We start from the raw sequence: 15558 nt of genomic DNA, 5'->3' as shown, positions 1-15558 counted from the left end.
CGTGCTTGTAGTCGCTGGGTTCCATGTTGCCGCGCAGCTTGTCGGCGGCTTTGAACAGTTCGGCCTCAAAGCCGAGTTGAGCGCCGTTGGCAGCAGAGCGGGTGGTGGTGCGGGCCATGCAGTCTCCCCTCATTCGTCGTGGCAGGGCTGTTGCGCCCCGTGGGTGCCCGCAATCCTAGCGCAGCGCCCCCGCCTACAATTGCGCCACCATGCTCGACATCGCTTTGTTGCGCCGCGACCTCGACGCCGTCGTCGCGCGGCTTCAGACCCGCAAGAACCCCCAACCGTATCTGGATGTGGCCGCCTTCACGGCGCTGGAAGGTGAGCGCAAGGCGCTGCAGGTGCGCACCGAAGAATTGCAAGCGCGCCGCAACAGCCTGTCCAAGCAGATCGGGGTGCTCAAGGGCAAGGGTCAGCACGCCGAGGCTGAGGCGGTGATGGCCGAGGTGGCCGAGATCAAAGGCGCGCTGGAGGCCTCGGCGACACGGCTGGAGCAGATCCAGACCGAACTGCAGGCGCTGCTGCTGGCAGTGCCCAACCTGCCGCAGCCCGAGGTGCCGGTGGGCCCCGACGAAACGGGCAACGTGGAGCTGCGCCGCTGGAGCCCGCAAGGTGGCTGGGGTGGCGATCCGACGCCGCTGCCCTTCGAGCCCCGCGACCATGTGGCGCTGGGCGAGCGCCTGGGGTTGGATTTCGAGACCGCGGCCAAGCTCAGCGGCGCGCGTTTTGCCGTGCTGCGCGGGCCCCTCGCGCGCCTGCACCGGGCGCTGGCGCAATTCATGCTGGATGTGCAAATCGGCGAGCACGGCTACACCGAGTGCTACACGCCCTACATCGTCAACGCCGAGACGCTGCGCGGCACCGGCCAGTTGCCCAAGTTCGAGGCCGACCTGTTCGCTGCCAAGAAAGGCGGTGCCGAGGGCGGGGACGGGGCGATGTACCTGATCCCCACCAGCGAGGTGACGCTGACCAACTTCGTGCGCGACGAGATCCTGGCCGAGGCCGACCTGCCCATCAAGCTGACCGCGCACACGCCGTGCTTCCGCTCCGAGGCCGGAGCGGCTGGGCGCGACACGCGCGGGCTGATCCGCCAGCACCAGTTCGACAAGGTTGAGATGGTGCAGATCGTGCATCCCCAACACAGCCACGCGGCGCTGGAGGAGATGACCGGACACGCCGAGGCCATTCTGCAAAAGCTGGGGCTGCCCTACCGCGTGGTGTTGCTGTGCACCGGCGACATGGGCTTTGGCGCCGCGCGCACGCACGATCTGGAGGTGTGGTTGCCCGCACAAGGCACTTACCGCGAGATCAGCTCGGTGAGCAACTGTGCTGACTTTCAAGCGCGGCGGTTGCAGGCGCGCTTTCGCAATGCGCAGGGCAAGACGGAGCTGGTGCACACGCTCAACGGCTCCGGTCTGGCGGTGGGTCGCGCCCTGGTGGCGGTGCTGGAAAACTACCAAAACGCCGACGGCACCGTGACGGTGCCTGAGGCGCTGCGCCCATATCTGGGGGGTGCCGAGCGGCTATGAGCGGCGAGAGCGCGTGAAGGCGTAGTGCGCCAGTACGCGCTGGCTGCCGTAGGCGCCAGCGGTATCTCGGCGAAGTGCCCCGGCGCCAGCGCTGCACGGGGGCGAATAACGAAGGACCTGGAGCCCAAACTCAACGCAGACCAGCCCCTGGCGCGTCAAAGTCGCGCTGAATGAGCTCGATTTTGTAGCCGTCCGGGTCGGTGACGAAGGCGATGACGGTGGTGCCGCCTTTAACCGGCCCGGGCTCGCGGGTGATGGTGCCGCCGGCGGCGCGGATCTTCTCGCATGCCGCGTAGACGTCGGGCACGCCGATGGCGATGTGCCCATAGGCGGTGCCAAGCTCGTAAGACTCGACCCCCCAGTTGTAGGTCAGTTCGATTTCCGCCTGTCCGGGATTGCCGCCGTCGTAGCCCAGAAAAGCCAGCGAGTACTTGTACTGCGGATTGTCGGAGGTGCGCAGCAACTGCATGCCCAGCACCTGGGTGTAGAAGTCGATGGAGCGCTGCAGGTTGCCCACGCGCAGCATGGTATGGAGGATACGCATGGACGCGATTGTGCCGCGAACCGGCCATCCCTGCCACGGGCAGGGGCGGCCAGCTGCGATGGCTCAACGGGGCGTCAGACGATGCGGCCGAAGCTGGTGCGCAACGGGTCGATGCCGCCGCCTTTGCCACCACGGTTCTTGTTGCGGTTGCGGCGACCGCGCTCGTTGAGGGCGTCGATGCCGGTGCGCAGCGGGTCGGGCTGGCGTGCCAGGGCTGGCCCCTGCGGCTTGCGCGCGCCCTGGGGCTGAGCCGGGCGACCGTCGCGTGGGGGGCGCGGGGGGACACCGTCGCTACGGGGGGCTGCGGTCGACGCGGGGGCACCGGCATTCTTGTTTTTGTTACGGCGGCGCCGGTTGCGATTGCGCCGGCCTTCGGTGTCGATGCGGTTGCGGCTGTCGGTGCCGTCGCCGCCGCTTTGAGCGGCGCGTTCGTCGTCTGGGCTGTCCGCGGCCGCGTCGGCTGGCGCGGCAGGCGCCGTCGGGCGCGCGGCGTCACCGGCTCGGCGCGCGCGCAGGCGCTCCTGCAGTTCACGGCGGGCGGCGCGTGCTGCTGCCGCCATCACTTCGCGCGATGGCGGCTTGCCTGCGCCACCCCACAGCACCTGCCGCCCCATGGCGATCGGCTCGGCCTTTTCCTCCGGCCCCGGCATGAACTCGGGCAGCGCCTGCACCGGAATTTGCTGGCCGGTAAAGCGCTCGATGGCCATCATCCAGCCCTCTTCGTCCAGACTGACGAAGCTCAGTGCCTCGCCTTCGGCGCCTGCGCGGCCGGTGCGGCCGATACGGTGCACGTAGTCTTCGGCGATGTTGGGGATGTCGTAGTTGATGACGTGCGGCAGGTCCTCGATGTCGATGCCACGTGCCGCGATGTCGGTGGCCACCAGCACCCGCAACTGCCCGCTCTTGAAGCCATCCAGCGCCTGCGTGCGCGCCGTCTGGCTCTTGTTGCCGTGCAGCGCCATGGCGGTGATGCCGTGCTCGTTGAGGAATTGCGCCACCTGGTTGGCCCCGAACTTGGTGCGGGTGAACACCAGCACCTGGCTCCAGCCGTGGGTGTCGAGCAGGTGCTTGAGCAAGGCCAGTTTGCGGTCACGCGCCACGGGGTAGATGGCCTGCCGGATGCGCTGCACGGTGGTGTTAGGCGGAGTAACCTGGATGTGCAGCGGATCGCGCAGCAGACCGGCGGCCAGCTCTTTGATCTCGTCACTGAAGGTGGCCGAAAACAGCAGGCTTTGCTTGTGCTGCGGCAGCAGCGCCAGCACCTTGCGCACGTCGTGGATGAAGCCCATGTCGAGCATGCGGTCGGCTTCGTCGAGCACCAGGATTTCGACGCTGCCGAGGTCGACGTGACCCTGGTCGGCCAGGTCTAGCAGCCGTCCGGGCGTGGCCACCAGGATGTCTACGCCTTTGGCCAGCTTGTCGATCTGGGGCTTGAGCCCGACGCCGCCGAAGACGACCGCCGACTTAAGCTTGAGGTGTTTGCCGTAGGCCTTGACCGACTCTTCGACCTGCGCCGCCAGCTCGCGCGTGGGTGCCAGTACCAGTGCACGTACCGGTCGGAAGACGCCGCGCTTGGGCGGCTCGCCGCGCGTGGCCAGCAGCTGCAGCATCGGCAGCGTGAAGGCTGCGGTTTTGCCGGTGCCGGTCTGGGCACCAGCCAGCACGTCGCGGCCGGACAGCACAGCCGGAATGGCTTCGGCCTGAATCGGGGTGGGCGTCTCATAGCCCTGCTCGCGCACGGCCTCGACGAGGGCCGGCAGCAACTGGAGGTCTTCGAATGTCATGTAGTTGGATCGGGCGCCCATGCCGGGGCGCTCGGCATCAGCCCATGCCACCCGGCGCACGTCAGGGTATTGCGGGCTGCGGCGTGCGGGTGACTCAGTCGAGGGCAGATGAGGTCGGGGGACTGGGCTGGGACAGCCGGGTGCGATACAGGGCACCGGCACAATTCCCTCAAGCCCGGGCATCCATGCCGATCGGAGCGCGACTGCGGGCTCCAATCAGGCGACATTGTCGCATAACTGCGATAATCACCGCAGCGCCGGGCCCTGAGCCCGGTACCTTTTTTGTCGAACTGTTGTTTTTCCGACCATGGCGCAGTACGTTTTCACGATGAACCGTGTCTCCAAGACCGTGCCGCCCAAGCGGCAGATCTTGAAGGACATCTCGCTGAGCTTCTTCCCCGGCGCCAAGATCGGCGTGCTGGGCCTCAACGGGGCGGGCAAATCCACGCTGTTGAAGATCATGGCGGGCGTGGACAAGGAGTTCGAGGGCGAAGCGGTGCCGATGCCTGGCATCAAGATCGGCTATCTGCCGCAGGAACCCCAGCTCGACCCCGACAAGACGGTGCGTGAGGCGGTGGAGGAGGGCATCGGCGGCGCGCTGGCCGCCAAGAAGCGGCTGGAGGAGGTGTACGCCGCCTACGCCGAGCCCGACGCCGACTTCGACGCGCTGGCCGCCGAGCAGGCCGAGCTGGAGGCGATCATCGCCGCCGCGGGCAGCGAAAACACCGATTTGCAGCTGGAGCTGGCGGCCGATGCGCTGAACCTGCCGCCGTGGGATGCTGTCATCCGCAATCTCTCCGGCGGTGAGAAGCGCCGCGTGGCGCTGTGCCGACTGCTGTTGTCCAAGCCCGACATGCTGCTGCTGGACGAGCCCACCAACCATCTGGACGCCGAGAGTGTGCACTGGCTGGAGCAGTTTCTGCAGCGCTTTCCCGGCACGGTGGTGGCCATCACCCACGACCGCTACTTCCTGGACAACGCAGCGGAGTGGATTTTGGAGCTGGACCGCGGTATGGGCATTCCCTACAAGGGCAACTACTCGCAGTGGCTGGAGCAGAAGGAGCGGCGCTTGGAGCAGGAGCAAAAGGCCGAGGACGCGCGCCGCAAGGCCATGAAGGAAGAACTGAAGTGGGTGCGTGCCAACGCCAAGGGACGCCAGGCCAAGAGTAAGGCGCGCTTGCAGCGCTTCGAGGAGCTGTGCGACGTCGAATACCAGAAGCGCAACGAGACCAACGAGATCTTCATTCCGGTGGCCGACCGCCTGGGCTCGCAGGTCATCGAGTTTCGCAACGTGAGCAAAGGTTTTGGCAATCGGCTGCTGATCGACAACCTGAGCTTTTCGGTGCCGGCGGGCGCGATCGTGGGCATCATCGGACCCAACGGGGCGGGTAAGTCCACGTTGTTTCGCATGATCCAGGGCGTGGAGCAGCCCGACAGCGGCGAGATCATCATCGGCCAGACCGCCAAGCTCGCCTTCGTGGACCAGAGTCGCGACTGTCTGGACCCCAACAAGACGGTGTGGGAAGAAGTCTCGGGGGGGCTGGACAACATCACGGTCGGCAAGTTCGTCATGCCCAGCCGGGCTTACCTGGGGCGCTTCAATTTCAAGGGCAACGATCAGCAAAAGCGTGTGGGCGACCTGTCGGGGGGCGAGCGCGGGCGACTGCATCTGGCCAAAACCTTGGCCAAAGGCGGCAACGTGCTGCTGCTGGACGAGCCGTCGAACGACCTGGATGTGGAGACGCTGCGTGCGCTGGAGGAGGCGCTGCTGGAGTTTGCCGGCAGTGCGCTGGTCATCAGCCACGACCGCTGGTTCCTGGACCGCATCTGCACACACATCCTGGCCTACGAGGGCGACAGCCAGTGGTATTTCTTCGACGGTAACTTCACCGAGTACGAGGCCGACAAGGTGCGCCGTCTGGGTGAAGAGGGTGCGCGTCCGAAGCGCGTGCGCTTCAAGTCGCTGGCGTGAGCCCATGGAACACGATGGGGCCCCATGGGGGCTCAGTGGCGTTGCCCGATGGGGTAGATCGGCGGCTTGCCGGCATGGGGCCTGTGACGTGATGGTGTGGGGCCGCCATGGCGAGCGCAGCGACTGGAGCCCGACGTGACCACCCTCCCAAACCCAGGCACTCAGCCCGATGCGTTGGCGGTGGAAGCGGCGATGCGGCGCTGGATCGAGCGCGCCGTCATCGGTCTGAACCTGTGCCCCTACGCCAAGGCGGTGTGGGTCAAGCAGCAGGTGCGCATCGCAGTCAGCCAGGCGCGCCATCTGGACGCCTTCCTGGACGATCTGGACGCCGAGCTGCTGCGGTTGCGCGACACCCCGCCCGAGGTGCTGGACACCACACTGCTGGTGCACCCGACGCTGTTTCCGGATTTTTTCGTTTTCAACGATTTCCTGGATGTGGTGGATCGGGTCATCGAGGAGCACGGTTTGCAGGGCGTGATCCAGGTGGCACCGTTCCACCCCGACTTCGTGTTCGAGGGTGAGGCGGCCGACGACATCGCCAACGCCACCAACCGTGCACCGTATGCCACGCTGCACCTGCTGCGTGAGGACAGCGTGGCGCGGGCGGTGGACAGCGGCGAACCCGCCGAGCGGATTGTCGAGCGCAACATCCGGACCCTGCGCCAGCTGGGGGCCGACGGGTGGCACCGCCTGCTGCACGACATCGATCGGCCCTGAGGGCTGCGCCGAATCGCATTTCGCGTCAAAATGACGGGAATGAAAAACGTGAACATTTCTGCGGTGCAGACACATGAATCCAGCGCGTACTACACCACGCTGGAGGTGGCGCGCATGCTGGGCATGGCGGTGCGCTCGGTGCAGCTGATGGTGGACCGGGGTGAGCTGCAGGCGTGGAAGACACCCGGCGGTCACCGCCGCATCAGCGCCGAGTCGCTACAGCGCTGGCTGGCGCACAGCCGCGTCGGCATGGTGCCGCCGGCGGCGCAGCGGGTGGCACGGCCGCGCCGTAGCCCCGCACGCGCGGCGCGCCCCGCGCGTCCCCCGCGCATCCTGCTGATCGAGGATTCTTCACATTTCCAGTATCTGGTGCAGCTGCTGGTGCGGCAGCGCTTTGCGCACGCCGAGCTGCATGTGGCGCCGGATGGCATCTCCGGGCTGGTGTCCTTTGGCCAGTTGCAGCCCGATGTGCTGATCGTGGACATCCTGCTGCCGGGTATCGACGGCGCGTCGATGTTGCTGGGCCTGCGGCGTCATGAGTTGTGCGGCAGCTGCGGGCTGATCGTGCTGACGGCGCTGGACGAAGCCGCGCGGCGCGACTATGCTCATGCGCTGCAGGGGGTGCCGGTGGTACACAAGTCGGAGCTGGTGCGCGAGCTGCCGCTGCGCATCGCCGCCGCGTTGGCCGAGCGCGGACGGGATGCGCCAGCGTCTGCCGGCACTGCTCAGCCCAGCCACGAAGACCAGTCGCCAGGCAGCAACCACAGCAGCGCGGCGGTCATGGTGACGTAACGCGCAAACTTGCCGATGGCCATGTAGAGCAGGCACGGCAGCAGCGGAAATTTCAGCCAGCCGGCCACCGCGCACAGCGGGTCGCCGATGCCCGGCAGCCAGCTCAGCAGGCAGGCCTTGGGGCCGAAGCGTTCCAGCCAGTCGAGCGCGCGCAGGTGAGTGGGCGAGCCGCGCGCGCGGTCGATGGCGGCGTGGGCGCCATAGCCCATGGCCCAGCTCACGGCCCCCCCCAAGGTATTGCCGACCGTGGCCACCAGCACAGCGGGCCAGAACAGCTCCGGGTTGAGCTTGACCAACCCGAACACGGCGGGCTCCGACCCCATCGGCAGCAGCGTGGCGGATACGAACGCCACCACGAACACCGTGGTCAGGCCCACCTCGGGCAGGCGCAACGTGTGGAGCAAGGACCAAAGCCAGGTTTCCATCGAGCAAGGACAGGTCGGGGGGCGGCTGCCGGGCAGCGGAGCAATCGGCGTGCGCCTGGTGCCGCCCCATCCCGGGCACCCCGCGCGGACCACATCGCCCAAGTATAGGGCGACCACCGGCGCAAGCCACGTCTGGTGGGGTGATGAGGGTACAATCGTGCCTACTTTTTCAGCAGCTTTGCGCCACCGCGCCCCTGCAAGCCCTGCGTTCTTCAGTCTGTCCTCGCCTCTCTGTCAAGCGCCCGGCCATGTCCTGCGGCCCCGCCATCGGCCCCTTCGTGCTGCCCAATCGGCTGCTTGTCGCCCCCATGGCGGGAGTGACCGACCGGCCATTTCGGCGCCTGTGCAAGCAGCTGGGGGCGGGGTACGCGGTCAGCGAGATGATCACCTCACGCCCGGAGCTGCGCGACAGCCTCAAGACCGCGCGGCGCATGAACCACGACGGCGAGCCGGGGCCGATTGCGGTGCAGATCGCCGGCACCGACCCGCAGATGATGGCCGAGGCCGCGCGCTACAACGTCGACCGTGGCGCGCAGATCATCGACATCAACATGGGCTGTCCGGCCAAGAAGGTCTGCAACCAGTGGGCTGGCTCGGCGTTGATGCAAAATGAGTCCTTGGCTGCTGCCATCATCGAGGCGGTGGTGGCAGCGTGCGAGCCACATGGCGTGCCGGTGACGCTGAAGATGCGCACCGGCTGGTGCGCGCAGGCCAAAAACGCCCCTGCGCTGGCGCGCGTGGCTGAAAGCGCCGGGGTGCGTTTGCTCGCCATCCATGGCCGCACGCGCGAACAGGGCTACAGCGGGTGTGCCGAGCATGACACGGTGGCCGCCATCAAGGCAGCGGTACGCATTCCCGTCGTGGCCAACGGCGACATCGACAGCCCGCAAACGGCTGAGCGGGTGCTGCGCACCACCGGGGTGGATGCGGTGATGATTGGGCGCGCGGCGCAGGGACGTCCCTGGCTGTTTCGCGAAATGGCGCACTACCTGGCCACCGGCCAAACGCTGCCGCCGCCCACGCCCCAGGAGGTGCGCGGTTGGCTGCTGGAACACCTGCACGACCACTACGCGCTGTATGGCGAATACACCGGCGTGCGCAGCGCACGCAAGCACCTGCTGTGGTATCTGCGCGCGCTGCCGGGCACCGAGGCAGCGCGCCAACGCCTGCGCGACGCCGTCGTCCGCGCCGAAACCTGCGCGGCGCAGCTGCAGGCCGTGCAAGCCTTCTTCGACTCCATCGACTTGCCGCTGGCCGCATGAGCGCTCCCACCCTGCCCGACTGCGTGCGAGCCAACCTCGACGCCTACTTTGCCGACCTGGGTGACACCGAGCCGGCCAACCTGCACGACATGCTGATGCGCGCGGTGGAAAAGCCGCTGCTGGAAGTGGTGATGGCGCGCGCGCGCGGCAACCAGTCGCGTGCCGCGCAGTGGCTGGGCTTGAACCGCAACACGCTGCGCAAGAAGCTGCTGGAGCATGGGCTGCTTAAGCCGTGATGACTGGCCGCGGCGCGCCCTGGCCGCACGCCTGCCTGCCGCTGCGCCTGTGACCGGGCGCAGCGGCGCTGCTGGTGCATCGGATTCAACCCTGACAACTTTCGAGGACCCCCCATCATGAGAGCCCTGATTTCCGTCTCCGACAAGACCGGCGTGCTGGAGCTGGCGCGTGAGCTGCACGCGCTGGGCGTGGCGTTGATGTCGACTGGTGGCACCGCCCGGCTGCTGGCCGACGCCGGCTTGCCGGTGACCGAAGTGGCCGAGGTAACGGGCTTTCCGGAGATGCTGGACGGTCGGGTCAAGACCCTGCATCCCCGCATTCACGGCGGGCTGCTGGCGCGGCGGGACGTGCCCGCGCATGTGGCCGCGCTACAGCAGCACGGCATAGCCCCCATCGATCTGCTCGTGGTCAACCTGTACCCGTTCGAGGCTACGGTGGCGCGTGACGGCTGCACGCTGGCCGATGCGATCGAAAACATCGACATCGGCGGGCCGGCCATGGTGCGGTCGGCCGCCAAGAACTGGCGCGACGTGGCGGTGCTGACCGATCCCGCGCAGTATCCGCTGGTGCTGGCCGAGCTGAAGGACGCCGGGCGTGTGAGTGAGGCCACGCGGCTGCGGCTGGCGGTGGCGGCGTTCAACCGCATCGCCCAGTACGACGCCGCCATCAGCCAGTATCTGTCGGCCATCGACCTGTCGGGCGGTGCGCCAGCGCAGGATGCGGCGCCACCGCGCCACGCCTTCCCTGCGCAGTTCAACGCCTGCTGGACCAAGGTGCAAGATCTGCGCTACGGCGAAAACCCGCACCAGCAGGCGGCGTTCTATCGCGATTGGGATGCGCCTGCGGGGTCGCTCGCTACCGCCCAGCAGCTGCAGGGCAAGGCGCTGTCCTACAACAACATCGCCGATGCGGACGCGGCGTGGGAGTGCGTCAAAGGCTTCGAGGCCCCGGCGTGCGTCATCGTCAAGCACGCCAACCCCTGCGGGGTGGCGGTGGGGGCGGGGCCGCTGCAGGCCTACCGCAAGGCGTTCCAAACCGACCCGACCAGCGCCTTCGGCGGCATCATCGCCTTCAATCGCAGTGTCGACGGCGAAACGGCGCAGGCCGTTGCGCAGCAGTTTGTCGAGGTCTTGATCGCGCCCGACTTCACGCCCGAGGCGCTGGCCATCTTCAAGGCCAAGGCCAATGTGCGGCTGCTGCGCATTGCGCTGCCGGCCGATGCAGCCGCGACGCGCAACCGGCTGCACCTGCAGCGTGTCGGCGGCGGCGTGCTGGTGCAAACCGCCGACCACCATGTGCTGCGCGCAGCCGACCTGAAGGTGGTCACCCAGCGTCAGCCCACGCCCGAGCAACTGCAGGACCTGCTGTTCGCTTGGGCGGTGGCGCAATACGTCAAGAGCAACGCCATCGTGTTCTGCAAGGACGGCATGACGATGGGCGTGGGGGCAGGTCAGATGAGCCGGCTCGACTCGGCACGCATCGCCAGCATCAAGGCGCAGGCGGCGGGCCTGAGCCTGCAGGGCACAGCGGTGGCCAGTGACGCCTTCTTTCCCTTCCGCGATGGGCTGGACGTGGTGGTGGACGCAGGCGCCACCAGCATCATCCAGCCCGGCGGTTCGGTGCGTGACCAGGAGGTGATCGACGCCGCCAACGAGCGCGGCGTCGCGATGGTGTTCACCGGCGTGCGGCACTTTCGCCATTGACAGCCCACATGGACAGACCACTGTGCCGCCCGCCGCGTGCGCCCGCGCTGCGCGGCCAGCGGCGCATGTGCCGTCACCGGTGGCGCTCGGTGTGGCCGTGTGCCGGGCTGCCACACGCCAAGCGCGTTCGCGTCGCGGGACAGCGCGTCAGCGCCCTAGTAGGAAGACGGCGGGTAGCGCCAGGGGCAGTGTGGGCGGCTGGCGGCGCCAGTCGGCCACGCGCGCGCTGTGCACGGCCTGACCCGGCAACCCCAGGCCACACGCAACGGCCAACCGGGTGTGGGGCTGCAGCGCACGCACGGCTGCGTCGAGCAGCGCGGCGTTGCGATAAGGCGTCTCGATAAACAGTTGCGTCTGCCCCATTCGGTGCGCGGTGGTCTCCAGTTCGCGCAAACGGGCGATGCGCTCGGCAGCCCCCTGTGGCAGATAGCCCACGAAAGCGAAGTGCTGCCCATCGAGGCCGCTGGCGGCCAACGCCAGCATCAGCGATACCGGCCCAGGCAGCGGCACCACGCGCAGACCCAGCGTGTGGGCGGCGCGCACCACCGCCGCGCCGGGGTCGGCAATCGCGGGCATGCCCGCTTCGCTGACCAGCCCGATGTCACGCCCCTGCAGTGCGGGCGTCAGCCAGCCACGCGCTTGCGTGTCGGCATCGGCCTGCTGCGGATCGCCGTGCTTGTGCCAGGCGCGCGGCAACTCGATGACGCTATGTTGTTGGAGTGCCGCGGCCAGCGGCTGCACCGCGTGCACCCGCCGCAGAAACGCGCGCGTGCTCTTGGCGTTTTCCGTAATCCAGTGCGTCAGGCTGGCCGCCACCGCCAGTGTGCCTGCAGGCAGGGCCTGCCGAATGTCCGGCTGCGGTTCGCAGCCCAAGTCCAGCGGCGTCGGCACCAGGTACAGGGTGCCCGGGGCAGGGGGGGACGCCCCATCGCGGGCAGCGGTGTCGGCATCGGGGACAGCGGGCGTCATGGCAGCTTCACCCCGGCGGCGCGCAGCAGCCGCGCGGTGCGGATCAGCGGCAGGCCGATCAGCGCCGTCGGGTCGTCACTGACGATGGCTTCCAGCAGTGCAATGCCCAACCCTTCACTTTTGGCACTGCCCGCGCAGTCGTAGGGGCGCTCGGCGTGCAGGTAGCGTTCGATTTCGTCGTCGCGCAGATCGCGAAAGCGCACCTGAACCACCGCCGTGTCCTCGGCGGCGTAGCCGCTGGCGTGGCAGACCACGGCCAGCGCGGTGTGGAACAACACGGTGCGCCCGCGCATGGCGCGCAGCTGCGCCATGGCACGCTCGTGGGTGCCGGGCTTGCCCAGCGGCGTGCCATCCAGGTCGGCCACCTGATCGCTGCCGATGACCAGCGCGTGCGGATGTTGTTGGGCCACAGCATCGGCCTTGGCGCGCGCCAGCCGACGTGCCAGTGCCGCGGGGGTCTCGCCCGGATAGGGGGTTTCATCGACTTGGGGCGGACAGGTCTGGAAGGGCAGGCGCAGGCGTTGCAGCAACTCGCGCCGGTAGGGCGAGGTGGAGGCCAACACCAGGGGGGGCGCCGCAGCGCGGCAGGGGGCAGACGTGGCGTTCATGACGGCACTATTGTCGATGCTGCGGGCTGCAGGATACTCGGGACGTTGGGGCCCGCATGCCGGTGGTAGGGTTCAGGTGCCCGGCGTGCTTCGGGCAGCAGGATATTGGGAACGTAAGGGAGTCTTCACCGAGGCGGGGCGAAGGCGGGTCGTCGGCTGTGCCTCCGGCATGCGCCGGCTGTAGCGGCTGCCCCCAGCGGCCAGGCGCAGAACCCGCTATGCTTGCGACATGGCTGCTGCGCCTGCTGCTTCCGACAACACCGGTGATTGCTGGCACCCACTGTGTCGCAGTGCCGATCTGGCCGAGGCTGGCGAGGCCGTGCCGTTTGATGTGCGCTACCGCGGTGCGGCTTGCCGCGCATTTGCGGTGCGCTTCGGTGGCCGGGTGTACGCGTATCTCAACCGCTGCAGCCATGTGGCGATGGAGCTGGACTGGCTGCCCAACCGTGTATTCGACACCTCGGGGCAGTGGTTGATCTGTGGCGCGCACGGCGCGCTGTTCGACCCGCGCAGCGGGCGCTGCGTGGGCGGACCTGGCCGCGGCCCTCTGGTGGCGATTGCGGTGCGCGAAACCGACGGGTGGGTGCATTGGCAGTCACGCTACGATCTGCAACCTCTTGAATTCTGACAGTTTGCAATGACCGATCCCGAATCGTCCCCGTCGTCCGCGTCCGGTGGATCGGCCACCAGCGCGACCCCTGTGGCGCCTGCCGCGAGTAGCCGCGTGGCCGCTGCGGACGGCGCGCCGGGCGCTCCTAGCTGGGAGCGTGCCCTGCTGGAAAAGCTGGCGTTGGCGGCGCTGCAGGAGCAGCGGGCGGCGCGGCGCTGGCGGATATTCTGGCGTTTCGTGTGGCTGGCGGTGGCCACCGCGGTGGCCGTGGCGCTGCTGCGCGACGTCGCCACACCGAAGGCCGTGCATACCCCGCACACGGCGCTCATCGAACTGCGTGGGCCCATCGGCGCGGAGCACGAAGCCAACGCCACGCAGGTGATGGGCGCGTTGCGCGATGCGTTCGCGGAGCCGCAGGCCAAGGCCGTCGTACTGCTGATCGACTCGCCCGGAGGCAGCCCAGTGCAGGCCGGCCTCATCAACGATGAGATCTGGCGCCTGAAGGCCGAGTACGACAAGCCGGTGTACGCCGTCGTCGAGGAGACCTGCGCCTCGGCCGCGTACTACGTGGCGGTGGCAGCCGACCGCATCTACGTTGACAAGGCCAGCCTGGTCGGCAGCATCGGCGTGCTGATGGACGGCTTCGGCTTTACCGGTCTGATGGACAAGCTGGGTGTCGAGCGGCGGCTTCTGACCGCGGGGGAGAACAAAGGCTTCCTCGATCCGTTCAGTCCGCAAACCGAACGCCACCGGGCGCACGCGCAGCGCATGCTGGACGAAATTCACCAGCAGTTCATTGCCGTGGTGCGCAAGGGTCGCGGAGAACGCCTGAAGGAGGACGCCGACACCTTCAGCGGTCTGGTATGGACGGGTCAGCGCGCGGTAGAGCTGGGGCTGGCCGATGCGCTGGGCAGTGTCGATTCGGTGGCGCGTGACGTGGTGCAGGTCGAAGAGATCGTGGACTACACCCAGCGCGAAAGCGTCGCGCAGCGGCTGGCGCGCCGCTTCGGGGCAGGTGCAGTGGAAGGGTTGTGGCAGGTGGCCCGCTCGGCCGCACCCGCTTGGCGGTGATGGCGGCGCACGCGCTGGTCGTCGGGGGCGGCATTGGCGGCTTGGCGGTGGCGCTGGCCTGCCGCCGGGCCCAGCCGGCGCTGCGGGTGACGCTGCTGGAGCGCGCCGCTGCCTTCACCGAGGTGGGCGCCGGCATCCAGCTCGGCCCCAATGCGGTGCGGGTGCTGTCCGACTGGGGCCTGGAGGCAGTGCTGCGCGAGGTGGCCGCCTGGCCACAGCGGCTGCGGGTGCGCGACAGCGCCAGCGGCGCCGAGCTGGGCACGCTGCCCCTGGCCGGCCGTGCCCAGGCCCGCTACGGACAGCCCTACGCCACCATCCACCGCGCCGACCTGCACGCCGTGCTGCTGGCCGCGCTGCGGGATGATCCTGCCGTGGCGCTGTGCTGCGGGGTGGAGGCGGTTGATTACCGTGACGCGCAAGGCGGGCCGGTTACCGTCACCGCTGCAGACGGACAGTGCTGGCAGGCCGACGTACTGCTGGCTGCCGATGGCGTGTGGAGCTGCACGCGCGAGCGGCTGTTGGGCGACGGGCCCGCTCATTTCAGCGGGCATCTGGCCTACCGGGGTCTGGTGCCGATGGGGCTGGTGCCCGCCGGACTGCGGTCATCCGAGGTGGTGGTGTGGCTGGGACCGCGCCTGCACGCCGTGCACTACCCGGTGCGCGCCGGGGGCTGGATGAACGTGGTGATCGTGGTCGAGGGCCCGTTGCCCGACGAAGCGGCCCCGTCGTGGGATCATGCGGCCCAGGTGTCGGCGCTGCGGCACGCGCTCGGCGCAGCGCACCGTGATCTGCTGGCGGTGGTGGACGTGGTGCCGCAGTGGCGCCTGTGGCCGCTGTTCGTGCGCGACCCCATGCGTGGCGCGCACGAGCACGTCCGCGGGCGCGTGGCGCTGCTGGGCGACGCCGCCCATCCGACGCGGCCCTATCTGGCGCAGGGCGCGGCGATGGCGCTGGAGGATGCGTGGGCGCTGGGGCGCTGGCTGCAGGCGGCCGGCACGGCTACGCCCGACTGGTCCGATCTGCTGCCGCGCTGGGCCGCGCAGCGCTGGGCGCGCAACGCCCGGGTGCAGGCGCGTTCGCGCCGCAATGGCGTTGTCTTCCACGCCAGTGGGCCGCTGCGCTGGGCGCGCAACACCGCGCTTACACTGGGGGGCGCGCGCGTGCTCGATCAGCCGTGGCTCTATGCGGGGCCGCCGGATCCGCTGGGCACCTGATGCCGATGTGGCGCGACCAGCTCCAGGCCGCGGGATTTGCTGCGCCACACCGGCGTGCGGGTGCCCATGACAGGATCGGCTACCATCGCCGGCGTGTGGTGCGCGTGGGCGCGCCGTGCCC

The 15558-nt window shown here is 68.6% G+C and carries 15 protein-coding genes; 10 read left to right on the top strand and 5 right to left on the bottom strand.

Going from position 1 to position 15558, the window contains the following annotated elements; all coding sequences use genetic code 11:
* The first annotated feature begins 209 nt into the window (after positions 1-209).
* A complete protein-coding gene (gene serS / locus V7Z54_RS07155) occupies positions 210-1529 on the top strand; it encodes a serine--tRNA ligase (protein ID WP_334135449.1) in 1320 nt (439 codons plus the stop codon).
* A 130-nt stretch (positions 1530-1659) separates the two neighbouring features.
* Here the strand turns inward: serS and gloA are convergent, their stop codons facing one another.
* A complete protein-coding gene (gloA, locus tag V7Z54_RS07150) occupies positions 1660-2073 on the bottom strand; it encodes a lactoylglutathione lyase (protein ID WP_334135447.1) in 414 nt (137 codons plus the stop codon).
* Between the two features lie 74 nt (positions 2074-2147).
* Entirely contained in the window at positions 2148-3857 is a 1710-nt protein-coding gene (locus V7Z54_RS07145) for a DEAD/DEAH box helicase (RefSeq protein WP_334135452.1), read from the bottom strand.
* 307 nt (positions 3858-4164) lie between these two features.
* On the opposite strand from V7Z54_RS07145, the gene ettA reads away from it, so the two are divergent.
* From ettA to V7Z54_RS07130, 3 genes are all read left to right on the top strand, one after another.
* Positions 4165-5829 (top strand): energy-dependent translational throttle protein EttA, encoded by a 1665-nt coding sequence (ettA, locus tag V7Z54_RS07140; protein WP_334135442.1) that lies wholly within the window; start codon positions 4165-4167, stop codon positions 5827-5829.
* A 192-nt stretch (positions 5830-6021) separates the two neighbouring features.
* Positions 6022-6546, top strand: coding sequence for a DUF1415 domain-containing protein (locus V7Z54_RS07135; protein WP_334135451.1), 525 nt, complete (start codon positions 6022-6024; stop codon positions 6544-6546).
* 39 nt (positions 6547-6585) lie between these two features.
* Positions 6586-7338, top strand: a complete 753-nt coding sequence (locus tag V7Z54_RS07130; RefSeq protein ID WP_334135441.1) for a helix-turn-helix domain-containing protein — start codon at positions 6586-6588, stop codon at positions 7336-7338.
* Here V7Z54_RS07130 and V7Z54_RS07125 read toward each other — a convergent pair.
* Positions 7272-7763 carry a YqaA family protein gene (locus V7Z54_RS07125; RefSeq protein ID WP_334135439.1) on the bottom strand — a complete coding sequence of 164 codons (492 nt, stop codon included), beginning with the start codon at positions 7761-7763 and terminating at the stop codon, positions 7272-7274. The genes V7Z54_RS07130 and V7Z54_RS07125 overlap by 67 nt on opposite strands.
* 248 nt (positions 7764-8011) lie before the next feature.
* On the opposite strand from V7Z54_RS07125, the gene dusB reads away from it, so the two are divergent.
* The 3 genes from dusB to purH all read left to right on the top strand — a co-directional run bounded on the left by dusB (position 8012) and on the right by purH (position 10965).
* Positions 8012-9025, top strand: a complete 1014-nt coding sequence (gene dusB, locus V7Z54_RS07120; RefSeq protein ID WP_334135438.1) for a tRNA dihydrouridine synthase DusB — start codon at positions 8012-8014, stop codon at positions 9023-9025.
* The gene (locus V7Z54_RS07115) at positions 9022-9261 is read left to right on the top strand and encodes a helix-turn-helix domain-containing protein (RefSeq protein ID WP_334135437.1); all 240 of its coding nucleotides are present in this window, start codon (positions 9022-9024) and stop codon (positions 9259-9261) included. Before dusB ends, V7Z54_RS07115 begins: the two co-directional genes overlap by 4 nt.
* A 117-nt stretch (positions 9262-9378) precedes the next feature.
* Positions 9379-10965, top strand: a complete 1587-nt coding sequence (purH, locus tag V7Z54_RS07110) for a bifunctional phosphoribosylaminoimidazolecarboxamide formyltransferase/IMP cyclohydrolase (protein WP_334135435.1) — start codon at positions 9379-9381, stop codon at positions 10963-10965.
* A 147-nt stretch (positions 10966-11112) separates the two neighbouring features.
* Here the strand turns inward: purH and V7Z54_RS07105 are convergent, their stop codons facing one another.
* Both V7Z54_RS07105 and V7Z54_RS07100 read right to left on the bottom strand, forming a co-directional pair.
* A complete protein-coding gene (locus V7Z54_RS07105; protein WP_334135434.1) occupies positions 11113-11934 on the bottom strand; it encodes an SAM-dependent methyltransferase in 822 nt (273 codons plus the stop codon).
* Positions 11931-12542: a Maf family nucleotide pyrophosphatase gene (locus V7Z54_RS07100; RefSeq protein ID WP_334135432.1), complete on the bottom strand. Its 612-nt coding sequence runs from the start codon at positions 12540-12542 to the stop codon at positions 11931-11933. Before V7Z54_RS07100 ends, V7Z54_RS07105 begins: the two co-directional genes overlap by 4 nt.
* Positions 12543-12771: 229 nt before the next feature.
* Here V7Z54_RS07100 and V7Z54_RS07095 point away from each other — a divergent pair, with 229 nt between their 5' ends.
* Genes V7Z54_RS07095 through V7Z54_RS07085 form a run of 3 tightly spaced genes read left to right on the top strand, consistent with a single transcriptional unit; the run spans position 12772 to position 15437 of the window.
* Positions 12772-13170, top strand: coding sequence for a Rieske (2Fe-2S) protein (locus V7Z54_RS07095; protein WP_334135431.1), 399 nt, complete (start codon positions 12772-12774; stop codon positions 13168-13170).
* A gap of 9 nt (positions 13171-13179) precedes the next feature.
* Positions 13180-14223 carry a S49 family peptidase gene (locus tag V7Z54_RS07090; RefSeq protein WP_334135430.1) on the top strand — a complete coding sequence of 348 codons (1044 nt, stop codon included), beginning with the start codon at positions 13180-13182 and terminating at the stop codon, positions 14221-14223.
* The gene (locus V7Z54_RS07085) at positions 14223-15437 is read left to right on the top strand and encodes an FAD-dependent monooxygenase (protein ID WP_334135428.1); all 1215 of its coding nucleotides are present in this window, start codon (positions 14223-14225) and stop codon (positions 15435-15437) included. Before V7Z54_RS07090 ends, V7Z54_RS07085 begins: the two co-directional genes overlap by 1 nt.
* Positions 15438-15558 lie beyond the last annotated feature (121 nt).

The sequence above is a fragment of the Tepidimonas sp. genome (assembly GCF_036824975.1).
Classification (GTDB): Bacteria; Pseudomonadota; Gammaproteobacteria; order Burkholderiales; family Burkholderiaceae_C; genus Tepidimonas.
This window is presented reverse-complemented; position numbering and strand designations above follow the sequence as displayed.